Below are 21,605 nucleotides of genomic sequence, written 5' to 3'. Positions count from 1 at the left end.
GTTGCATGGGCGCTAATTTACTTAAGCGCAATTATGCCAAATAACACACTTCCCTACGGGCATAATGACACGGCCCCCTAACACCCGGCACCTCTCCCGTGCGGCTCGTTTCTACGCTACAATAGCCTTTTTATCAGGACAGTTATGACTCACAATGCGGTGCTACGTCTGCGCCAATTCCGTTTAGAACGAGCAACTCGGCCTTTTCGAGCGCGTGGTTGCCGTGCAATACGCTGTCAGCATTGTTTGCTGCCCCAGCAAAACTGCCTGTGTTCCACCATCCAACCGCAGCAGGCCAAGGCACTTTTCTGTCTGGTGATGTTCGATACTGAACCGCTGAAACCGAGCAATACCGGGCGGCTGATCGCCGATATTCTGCCTGATACCCAGGCATTTCTTTGGTCACGTACCACGGTGGACCCGGCACTGCTAGAGTTGCTCAATAACCCTGACCGACAGCCTTATGTGGTGTTCCCGGCCTCTTACGCCACCCCATCGCGCCCAGTATTCAGCAGCCTGCCTGCTGAAAGTAAAGCGCCCCTGTTTATTATGTTGGATGGTACTTGGCCGGAAGCATGCAAAATGTTCCGCAAAAGTCCTTATCTGGATCCGTTCCCGCTATTTTCTCTCAATGTATCCAATGCATCCGATTATCAATTGCGTGCCGCCAGCCGTACAGAGCAGCTTTGCACCGCCGAAGTCGCCGCCGCTTTATTGCAACAGGCAGGTGATACCGATGCTGCCAGCGGTCTCGAACAACATTTCAATTATTTTCGCCAACAATATCTGGCTGGAAAAGCTTGCCGCTCAGCGGCATCGGTCACAGCACCGTAGCGACAATGCGTCTAAAATCAAAAAATAACTTGCCTTGTTTCCAGCCTCATCGTTCGAAAGAAGCAAAGCTAACCGGAAGTTGGAGTCACCCATGAGCCAAAGAGGACTAGAAGCGCTATTACGTCCCAAATCCATCGCTGTGATCGGCGCTTCGCAAAAGGTCGGTCGTGCTGGTTACCTGATGATGCGCAATCTACTTGCCGGGGGATTTACCGGCCCAGTGATGCCGGTCAACCCGCGCTACAAAGCCGTCTGCGGCGTGATGGCTTATCCCGATGTCGCCAGTTTACCACTCACGCCTGATCTGGCGGTGTTATGCACCAACCCACAGCGCAACCTGCTATTGGTAGAATCACTCGGCAAGCTGGGTTGCAAAACCGCTATTGTGCTCTCTTCCCCCGTGGAGCAATTCGCCGAACTCAAAGCCATGGCACAGCGCTATTCAATGCGCCTGCTTGGCCCCAATAGCCTGGGTTTGCTCGCACCGTGGCAAGGGATCAATGCCAGCTTTTCACCGGTTCCTATTCAAAAAGGCAAGCTGGCATTTATTTCGCAATCTGCCGCTGTAGCCAATACCATTCTCGATTGGGCACAACAACGGGAGGTCGGCTTCTCCTATTTCATTTCGCTGGGTGATAGTCTGGATATTGATATTGACGATCTACTCGACTTCTTGGCCCGTGACAGCAAAACCAGTGCCATTTTGCTCTATCTGGAAAACATCAGCGATGCACGGCGTTTTCTCTCTGCCTCCCGTAGTGCTTCCCGTAATAAACCCATCTTGGTGATCAAAAGTGGCCGTAGCCAACAGGCACAGCGCTTGCTCAACAGCCAACAAGGGTTAGATGCCGCCTATGATGCCGCAATACAACGGGCTGGCTTGCTGCGCGTGCAGGATACCCACGAACTTTTTTCCGCCGTGGAAACCTTAAGCCACATGCACCCGCTACGCGGTGAGCGGCTGATGATTATCAGCAATGGCGCCGCACCTGCCGCTATGGCATTAGACGAACTGCTTGCCCGTAATGGCAAACTGGCGACATTGCCCAAAGAGACACAGGAAAAGCTCAGCAGCTCGCTGCCTGAGTTTATTAAGGTCGGCAATCCTATCGATTTACGTGATGATGCCACCCCCCAACGCTATCTGGCGGCACTGCAAGCACTGCTTGACTGCCAAGAATACGATGCTTTGCTGCTGATCCATGCCCCCAGTGCAGCGGCTCCAGGTTCTGAAACCGCAGAACTGCTGATTGAGGCTATCCGCCAGCACCCACGTGGCAAACGCATCACGCTACTGACTAATTGGTGTGGTGAATACTCTTCACAGGACGCCCGTCGCCTGTTTACCGAAGCGGGGATACCGACCTACCGGACACCAGAAGGTGCCATCACCGCCTTTATGCATATGGTGGAATACCGCCGGAATCAGAAACAGTTGAAAGAAACCCCTGCTCTACCCGTTGGGCTGACGGCCAATACCGCCGTGGCACACCAGCAGATCAGTCAGGCACTGGCTGAAGGGGTTACTCAGTTGGATACCCATGAAGTGCAGCCGATTCTGCAAGCCTATGGTCTCAGCACCTTACCAACCTGGATCGCCGGTGATAGCGCTGAAGCCGTCCATATCGCTGAGCAAATTGGTTACCCGGTGGCGTTGAAACTACGCTCCCCTGATATTCCACACAAATCTGAAGTTCAAGGCGTGATGCTCTATTTGCGTACCGCCACTGAAGTACAACGCGCGGCAGACGCCATCCTCGATCGGGTAAAACAGTCCTATCCACAGGCGCGTATCCACGGCCTGTTGGTACAGAGCATGGCCAACCGGGCGGGTGCACAAGAGTTGAGAATTGCCGTGGAACAGGATGCTATCTTCGGGCCACTGATCATGCTGGGGGAAGGCGGTGTCGAATGGCGTCAAAAAAACCAAGTTGCCGTTGCACTCCCCCCTCTAAATATGGCACTCGCTCGGTATCTGGTGCTACAAGCGGTGAAAGGCGGAAAAATCCGTGACCGCAGTGCGCTACGACCGCTCGATATTCCTGGCCTAAGTCAGTTATTGGTGCAAGTTTCCAATCTGATCCTGGATTGCCCGGAAATATCGCGCCTCGATATTCACCCGGTATTAGCCGCTGGCAGTGAATTTACCTTGCTGGATGTATCAATGCAGCTTGCCCCCTTTAGTGGAGACCCACAGGCACGCTTGGCTATTCGCCCCTACCCCCATGAACTGGAAGAAACCATTGAATTAAAAAATGGCTCACATTGCTTGTTCCGCCCGATTCTGCCGGAAGATGAACCGGCACTGAAACACTTTATCGACCGTGTGACCAAAGAAGATCTCTACTACCGCTACTTTAGTGAAATCAATGAGTTTACCCATGAAGATTTAGCCAACATGACACAGATCGACTACGATCGTGAGATGGCTTTCGTCGCGGTACGCAACGGCGATGAAATTATCGGTGTGACTCGGGCGCACTCTGATCCCGACAATATCGATGCAGAATTCGCCGTACTGGTCCGTTCCGACCTAAAAGGCCTCGGCCTGGGCCGTAAATTGCTGGTAAAAATGATCGAATATGCTCGTGCGCGAGGCCTGACCCGGCTGACCGGTATGACCATGCCGAACAATCGAGGAATGGTCACACTGGCACAGAAACTGGGGTTTGAGGTGGATGTGCAAATTGACGAAGGCATTGTCAATTTGACACTGCCATTGCAAGGGAATCAGATGCCGTGAGCTCGATCGCAATGTAATACAAATCCGCTACTTGATAGCAAAACATACGTACAATCATAACAACTAGTGTTATTATCGCCCGATTGTTCAAAGAATTGTTTTATACTTAAGTTGTTTCAAGTTACAGGCAGGCAGTAACAAAGCATGGCCTCAGGGAGCAGGTAGAGAAGGTCTGTGCTGAATCTGCCAGGTACAGGTGCGCAGGTTTTGGCTATGCCCCTGTTCAGTGAGTTCGATGACGGCCCAAGTCATGAAACTCCCTATAACACGTAAGACAACGGGTATAATGCAGGTGGCGTTATGGCCATCCAAACATAAGAGAAGAAACGCACTGTGATGTTGTCAAAATTTAAACGTAGCAAACATCAACAACACCTTGCACAACTGCCCAAAATCCCTCAGACGGTTGCTGATGTTCGCACTCTTTATGCGCCCTCCCATTTCCGCACCACGTTGCTGGAGATGATAGCTAGCGCTAAGAGCCGTATTTATCTGGCCGCGCTTTATTTAGAGCACGATGATGCGGGGCGCGAGATCCTTAACGCGCTCTATCAGGCCAAACAACATCGCCCAGAGTTAGAGGTCTCCATATTCGTAGACTGGCATCGTGCACAACGGGGCCGTATCGGTGCAGCCGCTACCAATACCAACGCGGATTGGTACTGCAGCATGGCAGAACAGCATCCACAAGTCTCAGTCCCTATTTACGGTGTGCCCGTCAATACCCGGGAAGCCCTGGGTGTGCTCCACCTAAAAGGGTTTATCATTGATGATACCGTGGTCTACAGCGGTGCCAGTATTAATGATGTCTATTTGCATCAGAATGAAAAGTACCGTTATGACCGCTACCAGTTGATCACCAACAAGGTGCTGGCTCAGACTCTGTATAATTTCATTAAGCAGCATTTGTTAACCGCAGGTGCGGTGCAACGCCTCGATCGCCATGACCGGCCCACCAGTCCGGAGATCAAAAATGAGACGCGCACTTTGCGGTCTGGCTTGCGTCACGCCAGTTATCAATTTCAAGGCGACGCGAGTAACGAAGAATTAGCGGTAATCCCATTAATTGGCTTGGGTAAACAGAATATCCTCAATGATACCATCCATCATTTGATGGCCAGTACCGAGCAGAAACTCACACTATGCACCCCTTACTTCAACCTCCCCGCCATACTGGTACGTGATATCATTTATTTGCTGCGCCAGGGGAAGCAGGTAGAAATCATTGTGGGCGACAAGACAGCAAATGACTTCTATATTCCTGAAGATCAACCCTTCAAGATTATCGGCGCATTACCTTATCTCTACGAAATCAACTTGCGCCGTTTCCTCAGCCGCCTGCAACGCTATATCGACACTGGGCAACTCATTGTTCGGTTATGGAAAGATGAGGATAATACTTATCACCTGAAAGGCGTGTGGGTTGATGATAAATGGCAGTTGATTACGGGTAATAACCTCAACCCACGTGCTTGGCGTCTGGACTTGGAGAATGCCATTCTGATCCACGATCCTCAGCAAGAGATGCGGGAACAACGCCATAAAGAGCTGGAAACGATCCGCACTCACACCACCGTGGTCGGTAGCTATCACGAACTGCAAAATATTCAGCAATACCCCATCAAGGTACGCAAGCTGATCCGCCGCTTGCGCCGCATCCGTATTGACCGGTTAATTAGTCGTATTCTGTAATGTCTCAATCATCAAGTCAGCCTCACCCGGCTGACTTGATGCTCACATCGGTAAACTTCACCCTCCGGAACCCTATCCTGTTTACTCATAAACAACATTGAGTGCCACAATACCGTTGAAAGGACCAGGAGTGAGCGAAGTAAAACCAGGGGTACGAGCCAGGTAACCCGTTAATGTTACACTTTTTTCAGTTCCCGCTCCGGTTAACGTGATGGGTGTTTTCCCATTAATACGTAATGTACCGTCAACACCAGTTGCGTGAAGATAGACGATAACATCCTCTTTGGTTGTCTTAACCGCCCCACGATAAAAGGAAGGCCCAGTGAAACTATCCCCTGTAACATACATATTGGGTACTCCAATGGCATAAGGGCAAGAAAGTAATAGTGTAATAGACTTCGACGCACCAAACCCAATATCACCCGCAGGTACCTTAGTTAAATCAACGTTTCCCCATTCCATAAAAACATCTCGCCCACCATTAATCACACAGGGTGGTACAACGAGGTTACCTGTAAAATTCATATCGACGGCATATACAACCCCACTATTTATAGTCTGGTAAAAAATGCACAGTACAAATAAAATTTTTTTTAGATGAAACATTATTCGACTCCTCCCAGAGAGAATGTTTTTATTCAAGCGAATAGAAGAATACCCAAGAAAAGTGGGTACATAAAAAACGACCTGTTAAGCTTAATTACTCTGTATACTATAGATATTTATATAGCTTTAACAGGATTGAACTAATTTTCTGCTTCATTGCAGATAATACCTGTAAGCACATTTAGGCGATAAACCCACAGGAAAAGACCTGAATAGCGCTTGCTTCAACCCTTTAGTGGCCTGGTTTATGAGGCTCTGAGTCGCTGAGTATCGCCAATATTGAGACTAACGAATTTTCTTATCGCTATATTTTTCGATAAAAGAGTTGAAACATAATTATTTAATTAAAATTATCATATGCTTTAAATATATATAAACCACTATTGATTCAGCATATATATCATTACTGTAACCAGGAACATTAAAACTGAAGATAACGCACCATGGCTAGATATCAATCAACCGGCAATGATCGCCTTATTTATTGCCCAATGGCTTGAATCAGAGAAGAGATAACTATTTTATAAAAAATCACAAAAGCAAAAAGCCCTATGCTTGCGCACGGGGCTTTCTACTTATTTGGATGCCTGGCAGTGTCCTACTCTCACATGGGGAGACCCCACACTACCATCGGCGCTACGGCGTTTCACTTCTGAGTTCGGCATGGGATCAGGTGGGACCACCGCGCTAAGGCCGCCAGGCAAATTCTGTTTCATTTCAACCGCTTTACCTCAGTAAAGCCATCAAAACCAATCTCGGAACTTCGCTGAAAATCAAAGCAATTCGCGTCTCTCAATAAAACACCTTCGGTGTTGTAAGGTTAAGCCTCACGGTTCATTAGTACTGGTTAGCTCAATACATCGCTGCACTTACACACCCAGCCTATCAACGTCTTAGTCTTAAACGTTCCTTCAGGGGCCTTAAAGGCCCAGGGAAGACTCATCTCGAGGCAAGTTTCGCGCTTAGATGCTTTCAGCGCTTATCTTTTCCGCACTTAGCTACCGGGCAGTGCCATTGGCATGACAACCCGAACACCAGGGGTGCGTTCACTCCGGTCCTCTCGTACTAGGAGCAAACCCTCTCAATCTTCCAACGCCCACGGCAGATAGGGACCGAACTGTCTCACGACGTTCTAAACCCAGCTCGCGTACCACTTTAAATGGCGAACAGCCATACCCTTGGGACCTACTTCAGCCCCAGGATGTGATGAGCCGACATCGAGGTGCCAAACACCGCCGTCGATATGAACTCTTGGGCGGTATCAGCCTGTTATCCCCGGAGTACCTTTTATCCGTTGAGCGATGGCCCTTCCATTCAGAACCACCGGATCACTAAGACCTACTTTCGTACCTGCTCGAGCCGTCACTCTCACAGTCAAGCTGGCTTATGCCTTTGCACTAACCTCACGATGTCCGACCGTGATTAGCCAACCTTCGTGCTCCTCCGTTACTCTTTGGGAGGAGACCGCCCCAGTCAAACTACCCACCAGACACTGTCCTCACCCCGGATCACGGGGCCGAGTTAGAACATCAAACATTAAAGGGTGGTATTTCAAGGTTGGCTCCATGCAGACTGGCGTCCACACTTCAAAGCCTCCCACCTATCCTACACATCAAGGCTCAATGTTCAGTGTCAAGCTATAGTAAAGGTTCACGGGGTCTTTCCGTCTTGCCGCGGGTACACTGCATCTTCACAGCGAGTTCAATTTCACTGAGTCTCGGGTGGAGACAGCCTGGCCATCATTACGCCATTCGTGCAGGTCGGAACTTACCCGACAAGGAATTTCGCTACCTTAGGACCGTTATAGTTACGGCCGCCGTTTACTGGGGCTTCGATCAAGAGCTTCGCGTTGCCGCTAACCCCATCAATTAACCTTCCAGCACCGGGCAGGCGTCACACCGTATACGTCCACTTTCGTGTTTGCACAGTGCTGTGTTTTTATTAAACAGTTGCAGCCAGCTGGTATCTGCGACTGGCTTCAGCTCCAGGAGTAAATCCCTTCACCTAACGCCAGCGTGCCTTCTCCCGAAGTTACGGCACCATTTTGCCTAGTTCCTTCACCCGAGTTCTCTCAAGCGCCTGAGTATTCTCTACCTGACCACCTGTGTCGGTTTGGGGTACGATTAAATGTTACCTGATGCTTAGAGGCTTTTCCTGGAAGCAGGGCATCAACTACTTCATCTCCGTAGAGACTCGTCATCGTGCCTCAGGGTTGACAGTAAACCGGATTTGCCTGGTCTACCCCCCTACACACTTGAACCGGGACAACCGTCGCCCGGATAGCCTAGCCTTCTCCGTCCCCCCTTCGCAGTAACACCCAGTACAGGAATATTAACCTGTTTCCCATCGACTACGCTTTTCAGCCTCGCCTTAGGGGTCGACTCACCCTGCCCCGATTAACGTTGGACAGGAACCCTTGGTCTTCCGGCGAGCGGGCTTTTCACCCGCTTTATCGTTACTTATGTCAGCATTCGCACTTCTGATACCTCCAGCAACCCTCACAGGTCACCTTCGCAGGCTTACAGAACGCTCCCCTACCCAACAACGCCTAAGCGTCGCTGCCGCAGCTTCGGTGCATGGTTTAGCCCCGTTACATCTTCCGCGCAGGCCGACTCGACCAGTGAGCTATTACGCTTTCTTTAAATGATGGCTGCTTCTAAGCCAACATCCTGGCTGTCTGTGCCTTCCCACATCGTTTCCCACTTAACCATGACTTTGGGACCTTAGCTGGCGGTCTGGGTTGTTTCCCTCTTCACGACGGACGTTAGCACCCGCCGTGTGTCTCCCGTGATAACATTCTTCGGTATTCGCAGTTTGCATCGGGTTGGTAAGCCGGGATGGCCCCCTAGCCGAAACAGTGCTCTACCCCCGAAGATGAATTCACGAGGCGCTACCTAAATAGCTTTCGGGGAGAACCAGCTATCTCCCGGTTTGATTGGCCTTTCACCCCCAGCCACAAGTCATCCGCTAATTTTTCAACATTAGTCGGTTCGGTCCTCCAGTTAGTGTTACCCAACCTTCAACCTGCCCATGGCTAGATCACCGGGTTTCGGGTCTATACCTTGCAACTATTCGCCCAGTTAAGACTCGGTTTCCCTACGGCTCCCCTATTCGGTTAACCTTGCTACAAAATATAAGTCGCTGACCCATTATACAAAAGGTACGCAGTCACCTAACAAGTAGGCTCCCACTGCTTGTACGTACACGGTTTCAGGTTCTATTTCACTCCCCTCGCCGGGGTTCTTTTCGCCTTTCCCTCACGGTACTGGTTCACTATCGGTCAGTCAGGAGTATTTAGCCTTGGAGGATGGTCCCCCCATATTCAGACAGGATAACACGTGTCCCGCCCTACTCATCGAACTCACAATCTGTGCATCTTCGTGTACGGGACTATCACCCTTTACTGTGCGACTTTCCAGACGCTTCCACTGACACACAAACTGATTCAGGTTCTGGGCTCTTCCCCGTTCGCTCGCCGCTACTAGGGGAATCTCGGTTGATTTCTTTTCCTCGGGGTACTGAGATGTTTCAGTTCCCCCGGTTCGCCTCCTGCCACTATGTATTCATGACAGGATAGTGCAACGAATTGCACTGGGTTTCCCCATTCGGGTATTGTCGGTTGTAACGGTTCATATCACCTTACCGACACTTTTCGCAGATTAGCACGCCCTTCATCGCCTCTGACTGCCTAGGCATCCACCGTGTACGCTTAGTCGCTTAACCTCACAACCCGAAGATGTTTCCATCTTGCCGGTTGGCTGCGCGTCGTGAATACTGCGTTGTGCGGTGCTCGCCATGCTCATGGACATCAAGTCCACTGCGCTGGCTCTGCTCCTACGCCTTGTCTTCACTTAGCTCGCTCAACCTGCTTACGAGTTATGATAAATTTGAGAGACTCTTTCAACGTCATCAATGTCAGTTAACTCATTGATGCGCTGAAGTTTCAATTTTCAGCTTGTTCCAGATTGTTAAAGAGCAAAATACTTCGCAGCATACTGTTTCCAGTACACTCTGAAGTATATTCAATGACTTATGGTGGAGCTAAGCGGGATCGAACCGCTGACCTCCTGCGTGCAAGGCAGGCGCTCTCCCAGCTGAGCTATAGCCCCATACAGTCACTTGCAGAGACCTTTACTACCACTCGGAGAGTCACATTATCTTTTTAAGACAATGTAATTTCTTTTCAGGCAAGGCATGCGGAAGGGACGTTTACTTGGGTAAACGACCGCGCGCATAACGCAGCATCAAAAGAAATTTGGTAGGCCTGAGTGGACTTGAACCACCGACCTCACCCTTATCAGGGGTGCGCTCTAACCACCTGAGCTACAAGCCTATAAAGGTATCTCTGCTCGTTACTTTTCATCAGACAATCTGTGTGAGCACTTCACGCGAAGCAATATCTTTAGGTAAGGAGGTGATCCAACCGCAGGTTCCCCTACGGTTACCTTGTTACGACTTCACCCCAGTCATGAATCACAAAGTGGTAAGCGCCCTCCCGAAGGTTAAGCTACCTACTTCTTTTGCAACCCACTCCCATGGTGTGACGGGCGGTGTGTACAAGGCCCGGGAACGTATTCACCGTAGCATTCTGATCTACGATTACTAGCGATTCCGACTTCATGGAGTCGAGTTGCAGACTCCAATCCGGACTACGACGTACTTTATGAGGTCCGCTTGCTCTCGCGAGGTCGCTTCTCTTTGTATACGCCATTGTAGCACGTGTGTAGCCCTACTCGTAAGGGCCATGATGACTTGACGTCATCCCCACCTTCCTCCGGTTTATCACCGGCAGTCTCCTTTGAGTTCCCGACCGAATCGCTGGCAACAAAGGATAAGGGTTGCGCTCGTTGCGGGACTTAACCCAACATTTCACAACACGAGCTGACGACAGCCATGCAGCACCTGTCTCAGAGTTCCCGAAGGCACCAATCCATCTCTGGAAAGTTCTCTGGATGTCAAGAGTAGGTAAGGTTCTTCGCGTTGCATCGAATTAAACCACATGCTCCACCGCTTGTGCGGGCCCCCGTCAATTCATTTGAGTTTTAACCTTGCGGCCGTACTCCCCAGGCGGTCGATTTAACGCGTTAGCTCCGGAAGCCACGCCTCAAGGGCACAACCTCCAAATCGACATCGTTTACAGCGTGGACTACCAGGGTATCTAATCCTGTTTGCTCCCCACGCTTTCGCACCTGAGCGTCAGTCTTTGTCCAGGGGGCCGCCTTCGCCACCGGTATTCCTCCAGATCTCTACGCATTTCACCGCTACACCTGGAATTCTACCCCCCTCTACAAGACTCTAGCTTGCCAGTTTCAAATGCAGTTCCCAAGTTAAGCTCGGGGATTTCACATCTGACTTAACAAACCGCCTGCGTGCGCTTTACGCCCAGTAATTCCGATTAACGCTTGCACCCTCCGTATTACCGCGGCTGCTGGCACGGAGTTAGCCGGTGCTTCTTCTGCGAGTAACGTCAATGTGATGTGCTATTAACACATCACCCTTCCTCCTCGCTGAAAGTGCTTTACAACCCTAAGGCCTTCTTCACACACGCGGCATGGCTGCATCAGGCTTGCGCCCATTGTGCAATATTCCCCACTGCTGCCTCCCGTAGGAGTCTGGACCGTGTCTCAGTTCCAGTGTGGCTGGTCATCCTCTCAGACCAGCTAGGGATCGTCGCCTAGGTGAGCCATTACCCCACCTACTAGCTAATCCCATCTGGGCACATCCGATGGTGTGAGGCCCGAAGGTCCCCCACTTTGGTCTTGCGACGTTATGCGGTATTAGCTACCGTTTCCAGTAGTTATCCCCCTCCATCAGGCAGTTTCCCAGACATTACTCACCCGTCCGCCGCTCGTCACCCAGGGAGCAAGCTCCCCTGTGCTACCGCTCGACTTGCATGTGTTAAGCCTGCCGCCAGCGTTCAATCTGAGCCATGATCAAACTCTTCAATTAAAAGCTTGATTTGCTAAGTTAATAGCGATGCTCAAAGATTACTGCATGAATTTTACTTACATGAGTCACTCTTTAAGACTTGATATTTTTTTGTTGCCGAAGCAACTGGATATCGTCTTTGTGAGTGCCCACACAGATTGTCTGATAAATTGTTAAAGAGCAGTGAGTTACTGGCTTCAGCCCGCTAACTCGAGGTGGCGTATATTACGCTTTCCTCTTTCAGAGTCAACCCTAATTTTCAGTTTTTTTCTCTATCGATAGCAATTCACTAAAAACTCGACTTACGGAGACGTTATAAAACAGCCCCCTAGCTAGCGCTGATGAGGGATTCACTGCAAAACGGCAGAGATTCCCCCTATTGATTCAAGCAACAGAGAGCCCCACTAAGCCCGGTTTTTAATCGCTTCTGGCAGATCTTTCAGGCTGTTTAGCACCCAATCTGCCGCTTTTTCACCGTCCTCAGTGACCGGTTTCCCCGTTCGAACCAAAACTTTAGTCCCAACGCCAGCACTGGCGGCCGCCTGCATATCTTCAATTTTGTCGCCAACCATATAAGAGGCAGCCAGGTCGATATTCAGTTCTTTTTGTGCCTGTAATAGCATCCCTGGTTGTGGTTTACGGCAGTCACAGACCTGACGATATTCTTCTATTGCCGCTTCGGGATGATGTGGACAGAAATAGATGCCATCCAAGTCAACATCACGGTCAGCCAATGACCAATCCATCCACTCAGTCAGGCTCATAAACTGCTGTTCACTGAATTTGCCACGGGCAATACCCGATTGGTTGGTCACTAACACTAGCGCGAAACCCATGTTTTTCAGTTCACGGCATGCGTCAATCACACCATCTATAAATTGGAAGTCATCTATTTCATGGACATAACCATGATCGATATTAATCGTGCCATCACGATCTAAAAAAATTGCTGGAACCCGCTGTGTCACCGGTATACTCCTGAAGCGCTAAGAACCGGCATAGTATCGCATGTTTTACTCAAAGCTGAGAACGACGAATGGGCGATGAAGAATAGAGTTAACGTTGACTTGGACGTCTAGACGCCTTAACATCTGTTTCATCCTTGGGTTCAGTCCCTGGTTTATTTTATTTAGCCACCAGCAACATTAGCCACGAGCAACAACGCTAAAAATAAGAAGAACATGATTAAACTTTCTAACATCAGCAAAGTGTTTCAACAGGGAGTGCGCACCATTACGGCACTGTCTGACGTTACTCTTCACGTCCCTGCAGGACAGATTTATGGCGTTATTGGTGCATCAGGTGCGGGTAAAAGTACGCTGATCCGTTGTGCCAACATGCTTGAGCGGCCAACATCAGGTACTGTTCTGGTCAATGGACAGGATTTGACGGCGTTGTCTGAACATGAGTTGACACATGCACGTCGCCAAATTGGCATGATTTTCCAGCACTTTAACCTGCTCTCTTCCCGTACCGTCTTCGGTAATGTGGCGCTGCCATTGGAACTGGGCAGTATGTCACGTGCAGAAATCAAAAAACGGGTCACGGAATTACTGGAACTGGTTGGCCTGTCAGATAAACATGATGCCTACCCGGCCAATCTGTCTGGTGGTCAGAAACAGCGTGTCGCCATTGCGCGTGCCTTGGCAAGTAACCCTAAAGTTTTACTGTGCGATGAAGCCACCAGCGCGCTAGACCCCGCCACCACCCGGTCTATTCTGGAATTACTGAAAGATATCAACCGTCGATTGGGGTTAACCATTCTGTTGATCACCCATGAAATGGACGTGGTGAAACGCATCTGTGATCAAGTCGCCGTAATCAGCCAAGGGCAACTGATTGAGAAAGACAGCGTCAGCGAAGTCTTCTCACATCCCAAGACTCCGTTGGCACAACAATTTATCCAAGCCACATTACATCTGGATATTCCGGATGATTATGCCAACCGTCTGGTCCAAGAGCGTGTCGATGGTCGTCACCCGCTGCTGCGACTGGAATTTACCGGTCGATCCGTCGATGCGCCCTTGCTGTCTGAAGCCGCTCGCCGCTTTAATGTGAATAACAACATTATCAGCGCACAGATGGATTACGCTGGCGGTGTGAAATTCGGTGTGATGCTGGCTGAACTCCATGGGACTGACGAAGATGCCCTGGCGGCAATTGAATTCCTAAAAGAAAATCAGGTAAAAGTAGAGGTTCTGGGTTATGTCTGAGGCAATGATGTGGTTAATGGCCCGTGGTGTGTGGGAAACCGTCACGATGACCTTTGTCTCTGGCTTTTTCGGTTTTGTGCTTGGCTTGCCAGTTGGCGTGCTACTGTATGTCACCCGTCCAGGGCAAATCATCGCCAATAACACGCTATATAAGATGTTGTCCGGGTTGGTGAACATATTCCGTTCTATCCCGTTCATTATCCTGTTGGTCTGGATGATCCCATTCACCCGAATGATCGTCGGTACCTCCATCGGTTTGCAGGCCGCTATCGTTCCACTCACTGTCGGTGCAGCACCCTTTATTGCACGCATGGTTGAGAACGCCCTGTTGGAGATCCCTTCCGGCCTGGTTGAAGCGGCTCGTGCTATGGGGGCCACCCCGATGCAGATCATAACTAAAGTACTGCTGCCTGAGGCGCTGCCTGGCTTGGTGAATGCAGCTACTATCACCTTGATTACCCTGGTCGGTTATTCTGCCATGGGGGGAGCGGTAGGTGCTGGCGGTTTAGGTCAAATTGGTTATCAATATGGATATATTGGTTATAACGCTACCGTGATGAATACGGTATTAATATTACTGGTTGTCTTGGTCTATCTGATCCAGTTCTGTGGTGATCGCCTGGTTAAGGCCGTGACACACAAATAGCGTTACCCACAAGTTCACATCGACTTGATAGATTTCATCACACAGCCGAGCTGTATCTTGAATGATAGAAAGTGAAGCGTATTTGATATATGAACCTAATGAGGAAGAGATATGTCGTTAAAATTTAAATCCATTGCAGCAATCGGCGCACTGATCGGCACGTTGGCTCTTGTTGGCTGTGGTCAGGATGAAAAAGATCCAAACCATATCAAGGTGGGGGTTATTGTTGGTGCTGAACAGCAAGTGGCTGAAGTCGCACAGAAAGTCGCTAAAGAGAAGTATGGTTTGGATGTTGAACTGGTGACATTCAATGACTATGTTCTGCCCAATGAAGCCTTAAGCAAAGGTGATATTGATCTGAACGCATTCCAGCACAAGCCTTATCTGGATCAGCAAATCAAAGATCGTGGCTATAAACTGGTTTCTGTTGGTAACACCTTCGTTTATCCCATCGCCGGCTATTCCAAGAAAATCAAAGCCGTGTCTGAGTTGAAAGACGGTTCACAAGTAGCCTTACCGAATGACCCTACTAATCTCGGTCGTTCCTTGCTGTTGCTGCAAAAAGAAGGGCTGATCAAACTAAAAGATGGCGTTGGTTTACTGCCAACAGTATTGGATGTCACTGAAAATCCAAAAAACCTGAAGTTGGTTGAGCTGGAAGCCCCACAATTACCACGCTCACTCGATGATCAACAAATTGCCTTGGCTATCATCAACACCACCTATGCTAGCCAGATTGGGCTGACACCAGCCAAAGATGGCCTGTTTGTTGAAGATAAAGAGTCTCCTTATGTCAACATCATGGTTGCCCGTGAAGATAACAAGGATGCCGAGAAAGTGAAAAAATTCGCTCAGGCTTACCAGTCTGAAGAAGTTAATCAGGCTGCGAACAAAATCTTCAATGGCGGTGCAGTAAAAGGCTGGTAATCATTGATACCTGTTGCCATACAAACTGCAGCCAACTTGCTGCAGTTTGTAGCAACTTGGGGATAAGATGACGGTCATATAGCTAATATGATAGCGTGAACAAAGACAAATCTTGTTATTTTTGCCAGACATTGCTTCAATAGCGCTACTTTTATAACCAGAAAGAGAAATTTCTATGCGTGTTTTCCCTCTTGGTTTGTTAGCACTTATGCTAACGGGATGTTCTACTTGGCACAGCTCTTCATCCCACAACCTGACTCCTCCGGCAAGTTCTGCATCAAGCAATACCACCTCCTCCGTTTCTGGATCTCGTGCCACCCCCGTTGTTTATAGCAGCGTAGACGAATTAGCGGGTAAACCTTTTCGTGAGTTAGGTACCGTCTCTGGCGAATCTTGCCAAGCCACAATTCAGGATACCCCACCCAATCTGGCTACCGCCCGCAAACGTATGCAAAGCCGCGCATCGAGCATGAATGCCAATGTCGTGCTATTGCATGACTGCCAAATTGTCACGGGTGTGGGTAACTGTTACCGACAAGCGATTTGCCAAGGCTCGGCACTTAATGTCTCATCCAAATGAGTGAGTTTGTTGTTAACCAAATCGGCATTATCCGCTCACCCTATAAAGAAAAGTTCGCGGTTCCCCGCCAACCAGGGTTAGTGGAAGATGGGAATGGGGAACTGCTGCTCTTACCGCCATACAATCAAGTAGAAGCGGTGCGCGGCCTCAGCGAATTCAGTCACCTATGGATAATTTTTGTTTTCCATCAAACGATGGCGGGGGGGTGGCGGCCTACGGTACGTCCTCCTCGCCTGGGGGGAAATACTCGGATGGGAGTATTCGCCACCCGTTCAACCTTCCGCCCTAACCCTCTGGGCATGTCATTGATTGAACTCAAAGGCATAGAAACTCAAGGGGATCAGGTGATACTCAAGTTAGGTAGCCTGGACCTGGTTGATGGTACCCCGGTGGTGGACATCAAACCTTATTTACCCTTTGCCGACAGTAAGCCGCAGGCACAAGCAGGTTTTGCTCAATTACCACCCACGGCCGATATGCCGGTTTATTTCTCTACACAGGCGGAACGACAGTTACAACAGCACCAGCCGCGTTACCCTCACTTACGCCGTTTTATTACTCAGGTTCTCGCGCAAGACCCGCGCCCTGCCTATCGCAAAGAATCAGCGAGCGAGCGTGAATATGCGGTATGGCTGCTGGAGTTCAATGTGCGTTGGCGGCTGGTGAATGGTCAAACAGAAGTGTTGTCATTGGATGTTCGCTAAAATTCCACCTTCTCTCTTTTGACAACCCGCTTGCGCTGGTAAACTAAACCACTTTTGAATATGTTGGCTGCCTCTAACAGCCCGATAAAACTCGCAGTTCTAACGGAACCAAACACCATGCGTACAAGCCAATATCTGCTCTCCACCCTGAAGGAGACCCCTGCCGATGCCGAAGTGATCAGCCACCAGTTGATGCTGCGCGCCGGAATGATCCGCAAGCTGGCCTCCGGTCTTTATACCTGGTTGCCTACTGGCTTGCGAGTGCTCAAGAAGGTTGAAAACATCGTTCGTGAAGAAATGAACAATGCTAATGCGATCGAAGTTTCCATGCCGGTCGTTCAACCCGCCGATCTGTGGCAGGAAAGTGGTCGCTGGGAGCAATATGGCCCGGAATTATTACGTTTTGTTGATCGCGGTGAGCGTCCGTTTGTGCTGGGCCCAACCCATGAGGAAGTGATCACCGATCTGATCCGTAATGAAGTCAGCTCCTACAAGCAACTGCCGCTGAATTTCTTCCAAATCCAAACCAAGTTCCGTGATGAAGTTCGCCCACGTTTTGGTGTGATGCGCGCACGTGAATTCCTGATGAAAGACGCTTACTCGTTCCATACCTCACAGGAATCGTTGCAAACAACCTACGACGCCATGTACCAAGCCTACAGCGCCATCTTTAATCGCATCGGTCTCGATTTCCGTGCCGTACTGGCTGATACCGGCTCGATTGGTGGCAGTGCATCACATGAGTTCCAAGTGCTGGCGGACAGTGGCGAAGATGATATTGTGTTCTCCACCCATTCTGATTATGCCGCCAATATCGAACTGGCTGAAGCAATAGCACCCGCTCATCCGCTGGCCGCAGCAAGCGAAGAACTGCGTATTGTTGACACGCCAAACGCCAAAACCATTGCTGACCTGGTTGAACAGTTCCAGTTTCCGATAGAAAAAACCGTGAAAACCTTAATGGTTCACGCTGATGAGCACAGTGGCCATAAGCTCGTTGCACTCTTGGTGCGCGGTGATCATCAGCTCAATGAAATCAAGGCAGAAAAACTACCTCAAGTCGCCAAGCCGTTGACTTTTGCTACCGAAGAAGAGATCCGCGCTATTGTAGGCGCTGGCCCCGGTTCTCTTGGCCCAGTTAACTTGCCCATCCCGCTGGTTATTGATCGCAGTGTTGCAGTAATGAGTGATTTCTCTGCGGGTGCCAACATTGATGGTAAACACTACTTTGGCATTAACTGGCAGCGTGACCTGCCGCTACCAGCCACTGCCGATATCCGTAATGTGGTGGAAGGTGATGCCAGCCCTGATGGGAAAGGCACACTGCTCATCAAACGCGGTATTGAAGTTGGGCATATCTTCCAACTGGGGACCAAATACTCGGAAGCAATGAAAGCAACGGTACAAGGTGAAGATGGCCGTAATCAGGTCTTGACGATGGGATGCTACGGTATTGGTGTTAGCCGAGTGGTGGCCGCCGCTATCGAGCAAAACTACGATGAGCGTGGCATTATTTGGCCGGATGCCATTGCCCCTTTCCAGGTCGCTATTCTACCCATGAATATGCACAAATCCTTCCGTGTGCAAGCGCTGGCGGAAGAGCTGTACGACACGCTACGTTCAAAAGGCATTGACGTTATTCTCGATGACCGTAAAGAGCGTCCTGGCGTTATGTTTGCCGATATGGAGTTGATCGGTGTACCTCACTCTATTGTGATTGGTGATCGTAACCTCGATAGTGAAGAGATCGAGTACAAAAACCGCCGCGTTGGTGAGAAGCAGATGATTAAAACCAGTGAAATCATTGATTTTCTATTGGCACAAATCAAACGCTGATATCAGTAATCAGTATCTAGAGCACCCGTAATACAGGGTGCTCTACTCAGGAAGCAGGCCAGCAAAGGACTCAATAATGACATTGTCGTGCAAATCCCCCCTCTACCTGATTGCTCTGCTACCGATGTTACTCACTGGCTGTACTATGGATATTGCCTTGTCAGAAAAAGAGCAATCAAAGTCTGCCCAGCCCGTAGATGTGCGATTTCAATCCATCAGTTCCATTCAGGGCAACACCTACCATGAAATCCATCAGGCTGATCTGCAAGAAGGGGATTTGCTGTTTTCCTCCTCCATTGGCCTGACATCACTCGGGATCCGCCTGTTCAGTGCTTCCTCGGTCAGCCATGTCGCTATCTATATTGGCCATGGGCAGGTCGCTGAATCGGTAGGTGCCGGTGTGCAGATTATCACGCTGGAAGAGATGCGCGCGCATAGTGACAAGTTGTTCGCTTTACGTATGCCAGGATTAACCGCAGAACAAACCATTAAAATCCGTGAATTTGCTCAACAAAAGTTAGGCAGTCAATATAACTATCAAGGGATAGTCGAGATGATGCCCTTTATGGTGACGAAACGACTTTGTTCATTAAATCCATTCTCGCAGGATTTTCGCCAACAATGCGTAAAAGGCATGGCCGAGGCGCAACTCGCGACCCCCACCAATGGTGAATCCCGCTATTTCTGTTCAGAGTTTGTCCTTGCTGCTTTCGAGTATGCCGGGCAACCCATTACGTTAGCTAAAGCGGGCTGGGTGAGCCCAGGGGATTTACTGCATATGCGACAAGGCGATATTGCCACCTTAGCACCGAGTCAGTCGCTGCATTATATCGGTCACATCAAACCAGGGATTTATTTACGCTCAAAAGTGCCAGACAATGATCACTCTTCAGCGATGGAATCCCCTTCACAGTTAGCGAATCAGACCAAAGTACCCTGACTTGCGATCATAAAAAGCGATCCTGAAAATTTCAGGTTGATACTCGTCGCCATTCAAGCTACAGCGGTGTTGGCTGCCTTTACTCACCCCAGTCACTTACTGGTGTAAGCTCCTGGGGCTTCGCTCAGTTGCCGCCTACCTGCAACTTGAATGAACTTGAGTATATATCCCGACCCCCTAAGAACACCGAGTTTTTCTTACGGTGCACGGGATAAAACGCTCAAGATTCAATCAGCTTAAATGCAATCAATGAGCACAACTCTTGCTATTGTCAAACGTAAATTTACCGTTCGGTTCAGGGACCAGCGACTTTATCGTCCGCCCCTCTTCCATGGAAGGCTGCACACTGAAATGACCATTCAACATGAGAAATACCGGTTCGCCCGGTGCCTTACGAGCCTGCAGATAGCCTTTTTCTAACGCGATGTTATTAACCACCGGGAAGGTTTTACCGGTCACACAATCTTTAAATACTGCGGCATCTGCCAGATAGGTATAGAGCCCCGTCAATGGCATTGAGGTCTGTGGTAAGGGCTTGCTTACCGGTGACAGCACATAATTCAGCTGGGATACAATCGGAGCACCACTTCGGTCAAGCATTCTCAACACTTTACCTTCCGGGTGAAAATAGCGTTTTTCACCGTTGCTCTCGGTTAATGTCAGCTTATCTGCAGTGCGTGCCCAAGTACCATGGCTGGTAAACGTTTGATCACCGCCTTTAGCACCACGATAAGTTTGCTGTAGAACAAAGGTTCCATCTTCATCAAGAAATAGCGAGGTATCTATGCCACTGCAATCCGCACAAGGCAATAAGCCTTGATAACTTTGTTGCATCGGCTGCAGTGCTTGTTCTTTAGCCGGGTACTGATTATTACACCCCATCAACGAAAGGGCCCCTGCCGCTAAGAACAGAGCAATCGTTATTGTCTTCACCGTGACTCTCCTGCTGTAATTTATTTTTACCCTGAGTATAACCTACGGATGAACCTTGCTACGTAGCGCTTTAACCGCGCCCTTACGCACTTTAGTTTCCAGACGACGCAACTTTGCCCCTTTGCTGGGTTTGGTTGCGTGGCGAGTCTTTTCAACCACCATCGCCTGCTGAATCAACGCCATCAACCGGGCCAGCGCCGCCTCACGATTTAACTCCTGACTGCGATACTCCTGAGCTTTAATAATCACCACCCCCTCGGTAGTGATTAAATGATGACTAAACGCCAGTAACCGCTGTTTATAATAGTCTGGCAGGCTAGATGCTCGGATGTCAAAACGCAAGTGAATCGCGGTTGAGGCTTTATTGACATGTTGACCACCCGCCCCTTGGGCACGGATCGCCGTTAACTCTATTTCATTATCCGGGATCATCCGGTTTTTTGACAGTGCTAACACCGATTAATCCTGCGCTTGCTGCCACTGGGCAAATTGAATTTCCAAACTATTCTGAGCATCAGAAAGCCAAATCGTCCCTTCCTGCAAAGTCGCCTGTAGCGTCATATTACGGTTGGCTAATGCCGCCAACTGTGACAATTGCTTATCATCGAGAAAGCGAATGGTCAGATTCTTGTGGTTCGCCACCTTACCCTGCATCCCTTGCCACCAAACGTATCCTGCACGTTCACCATAAGCATAGAGCACCACCCTAGGCGACTGGTTACAGGCTTTTTTAATCCGCTTCTCATCCGGCAAACCCAACTCAATCCACATTTCTAGCCCATTATGGTCGTTCCGTTGCCAAATCTCTGGTTCGTCCTCTGCACTCAAACCCTTGGTAAAGACCAGACGTTCATCCGCATGACAAATCCAGGCCAGTAAGCGGAGCATCATACGTTGTTCCGTTTCTGAAGGATGCTGAGCCAACGTGAGCGTAGTATCGTGGTAAAAATGGCGATCCATATCAGCGATATTGACCGTAGCTTTGTAAATGGTTGCTTTCAGCGCCATGGGTAACCTCATTAT

At 49.6% G+C, this 21,605-nt stretch carries 15 protein-coding genes, 2 tRNA genes and 3 rRNA genes; 10 read left to right on the top strand and 10 right to left on the bottom strand.

Annotated elements, in window-relative coordinates; genetic code table 11:
- Nucleotides 1-144: 144 nt before the first annotated feature.
- The 3 genes from ACX9GV_RS03815 to pssA all read left to right on the top strand — a co-directional run bounded on the left by ACX9GV_RS03815 (nt 145) and on the right by pssA (nt 5,269).
- Complete coding sequence (locus ACX9GV_RS03815; protein WP_473197103.1) at nt 145-834, top strand: tRNA-uridine aminocarboxypropyltransferase; 690 nt, start codon at nt 145-147, stop codon at nt 832-834.
- Between the two features lie 91 nt (nt 835-925).
- Entirely contained in the window at nt 926-3,577 is a 2,652-nt protein-coding gene (locus ACX9GV_RS03810; RefSeq protein ID WP_473197102.1) for a bifunctional acetate--CoA ligase family protein/GNAT family N-acetyltransferase, read from the top strand.
- A 336-nt stretch (nt 3,578-3,913) separates the two neighbouring features.
- Nucleotides 3,914-5,269: a CDP-diacylglycerol--serine O-phosphatidyltransferase gene (gene pssA / locus ACX9GV_RS03805; protein WP_473197101.1), complete on the top strand. Its 1,356-nt coding sequence runs from the start codon at nt 3,914-3,916 to the stop codon at nt 5,267-5,269.
- 81 nt (nt 5,270-5,350) lie between these two features.
- On the opposite strand, the gene ACX9GV_RS03800 is transcribed toward pssA, so the two are convergent.
- The 7 genes from ACX9GV_RS03800 to gmhB form a co-directional block, all read right to left on the bottom strand.
- Nucleotides 5,351-5,875, bottom strand: coding sequence for a fimbrial protein (locus ACX9GV_RS03800; RefSeq protein WP_473197100.1), 525 nt, complete (start codon nt 5,873-5,875; stop codon nt 5,351-5,353).
- Between the two features lie 585 nt (nt 5,876-6,460).
- Nucleotides 6,461-6,576: ribosomal RNA gene (gene rrf, locus ACX9GV_RS03795) — 5S ribosomal RNA — on the bottom strand.
- A 115-nt stretch (nt 6,577-6,691) separates the two neighbouring features.
- Nucleotides 6,692-9,598: ribosomal RNA gene (locus ACX9GV_RS03790) — 23S ribosomal RNA — on the bottom strand.
- A gap of 310 nt (nt 9,599-9,908) precedes the next feature.
- Nucleotides 9,909-9,984 (bottom strand) — tRNA-Ala (locus ACX9GV_RS03785).
- Between the two features lie 147 nt (nt 9,985-10,131).
- Nucleotides 10,132-10,208, bottom strand: a tRNA-Ile gene (locus tag ACX9GV_RS03780).
- Between the two features lie 74 nt (nt 10,209-10,282).
- Nucleotides 10,283-11,824, bottom strand: a 16S ribosomal RNA gene (locus tag ACX9GV_RS03775).
- Together the 16S, 23S and 5S rRNA genes with 2 tRNA genes alongside form the textbook arrangement of a ribosomal RNA operon.
- A gap of 383 nt (nt 11,825-12,207) precedes the next feature.
- Nucleotides 12,208-12,771: a D-glycero-beta-D-manno-heptose 1,7-bisphosphate 7-phosphatase gene (gene gmhB, locus ACX9GV_RS03770; RefSeq protein WP_473197099.1), complete on the bottom strand. Its 564-nt coding sequence runs from the start codon at nt 12,769-12,771 to the stop codon at nt 12,208-12,210.
- A gap of 213 nt (nt 12,772-12,984) precedes the next feature.
- Between gmhB and metN the strand changes: the two genes are divergently transcribed.
- The 7 genes from metN to ACX9GV_RS03735 all read left to right on the top strand — a co-directional run bounded on the left by metN (nt 12,985) and on the right by ACX9GV_RS03735 (nt 19,649).
- Nucleotides 12,985-14,016, top strand: coding sequence for a methionine ABC transporter ATP-binding protein MetN (metN, locus tag ACX9GV_RS03765; RefSeq protein WP_023492799.1), 1,032 nt, complete (start codon nt 12,985-12,987; stop codon nt 14,014-14,016).
- Nucleotides 14,009-14,662 carry a methionine ABC transporter permease MetI gene (locus ACX9GV_RS03760; RefSeq protein WP_473197098.1) on the top strand — a complete coding sequence of 218 codons (654 nt, stop codon included), beginning with the start codon at nt 14,009-14,011 and terminating at the stop codon, nt 14,660-14,662. The genes metN and ACX9GV_RS03760 overlap by 8 nt, the downstream gene beginning before the upstream one ends.
- 111 nt (nt 14,663-14,773) lie before the next feature.
- Nucleotides 14,774-15,589, top strand: a complete 816-nt coding sequence (locus ACX9GV_RS03755; RefSeq protein WP_473197097.1) for a MetQ/NlpA family lipoprotein — start codon at nt 14,774-14,776, stop codon at nt 15,587-15,589.
- Nucleotides 15,590-15,764: 175 nt separating this feature from the next.
- Entirely contained in the window at nt 15,765-16,169 is a 405-nt protein-coding gene (gene rcsF, locus ACX9GV_RS03750; protein WP_473197096.1) for an Rcs stress response system protein RcsF, read from the top strand.
- The gene (gene tsaA, locus ACX9GV_RS03745) at nt 16,166-16,873 is read left to right on the top strand and encodes a tRNA (N6-threonylcarbamoyladenosine(37)-N6)-methyltransferase TrmO (protein WP_473197095.1); all 708 of its coding nucleotides are present in this window, start codon (nt 16,166-16,168) and stop codon (nt 16,871-16,873) included. Before rcsF ends, tsaA begins: the two co-directional genes overlap by 4 nt.
- 117 nt (nt 16,874-16,990) lie before the next feature.
- Complete coding sequence (proS, locus tag ACX9GV_RS03740; RefSeq protein ID WP_473197094.1) at nt 16,991-18,709, top strand: proline--tRNA ligase; 1,719 nt, start codon at nt 16,991-16,993, stop codon at nt 18,707-18,709.
- A gap of 76 nt (nt 18,710-18,785) precedes the next feature.
- Nucleotides 18,786-19,649 carry a YaeF family permuted papain-like enzyme gene (locus ACX9GV_RS03735; RefSeq protein ID WP_473197093.1) on the top strand — a complete coding sequence of 288 codons (864 nt, stop codon included), beginning with the start codon at nt 18,786-18,788 and terminating at the stop codon, nt 19,647-19,649.
- Between the two features lie 246 nt (nt 19,650-19,895).
- Here the strand turns inward: ACX9GV_RS03735 and nlpE are convergent, their stop codons facing one another.
- From nlpE to ACX9GV_RS03720, 3 genes are read right to left on the bottom strand one after another with little or no spacing between them, the layout of a single operon-like run.
- Nucleotides 19,896-20,582, bottom strand: a complete 687-nt coding sequence (gene nlpE, locus ACX9GV_RS03730; protein ID WP_473197092.1) for an envelope stress response activation lipoprotein NlpE — start codon at nt 20,580-20,582, stop codon at nt 19,896-19,898.
- Between the two features lie 42 nt (nt 20,583-20,624).
- On the bottom strand, nt 20,625-21,038 hold the full coding sequence (arfB, locus tag ACX9GV_RS03725; protein ID WP_473197091.1) for an alternative ribosome rescue aminoacyl-tRNA hydrolase ArfB: 414 nt from the start codon (nt 21,036-21,038) through the stop codon (nt 20,625-20,627).
- A 3-nt stretch (nt 21,039-21,041) separates the two neighbouring features.
- Nucleotides 21,042-21,590, bottom strand: coding sequence for a YaeQ family protein (locus ACX9GV_RS03720; protein WP_023491423.1), 549 nt, complete (start codon nt 21,588-21,590; stop codon nt 21,042-21,044).
- Nucleotides 21,591-21,605: the final 15 nt, after the last annotated feature.

The organism is Serratia sp. 25CWL12, assembly GCF_055790885.1.
This window is presented reverse-complemented; position numbering and strand designations above follow the sequence as displayed.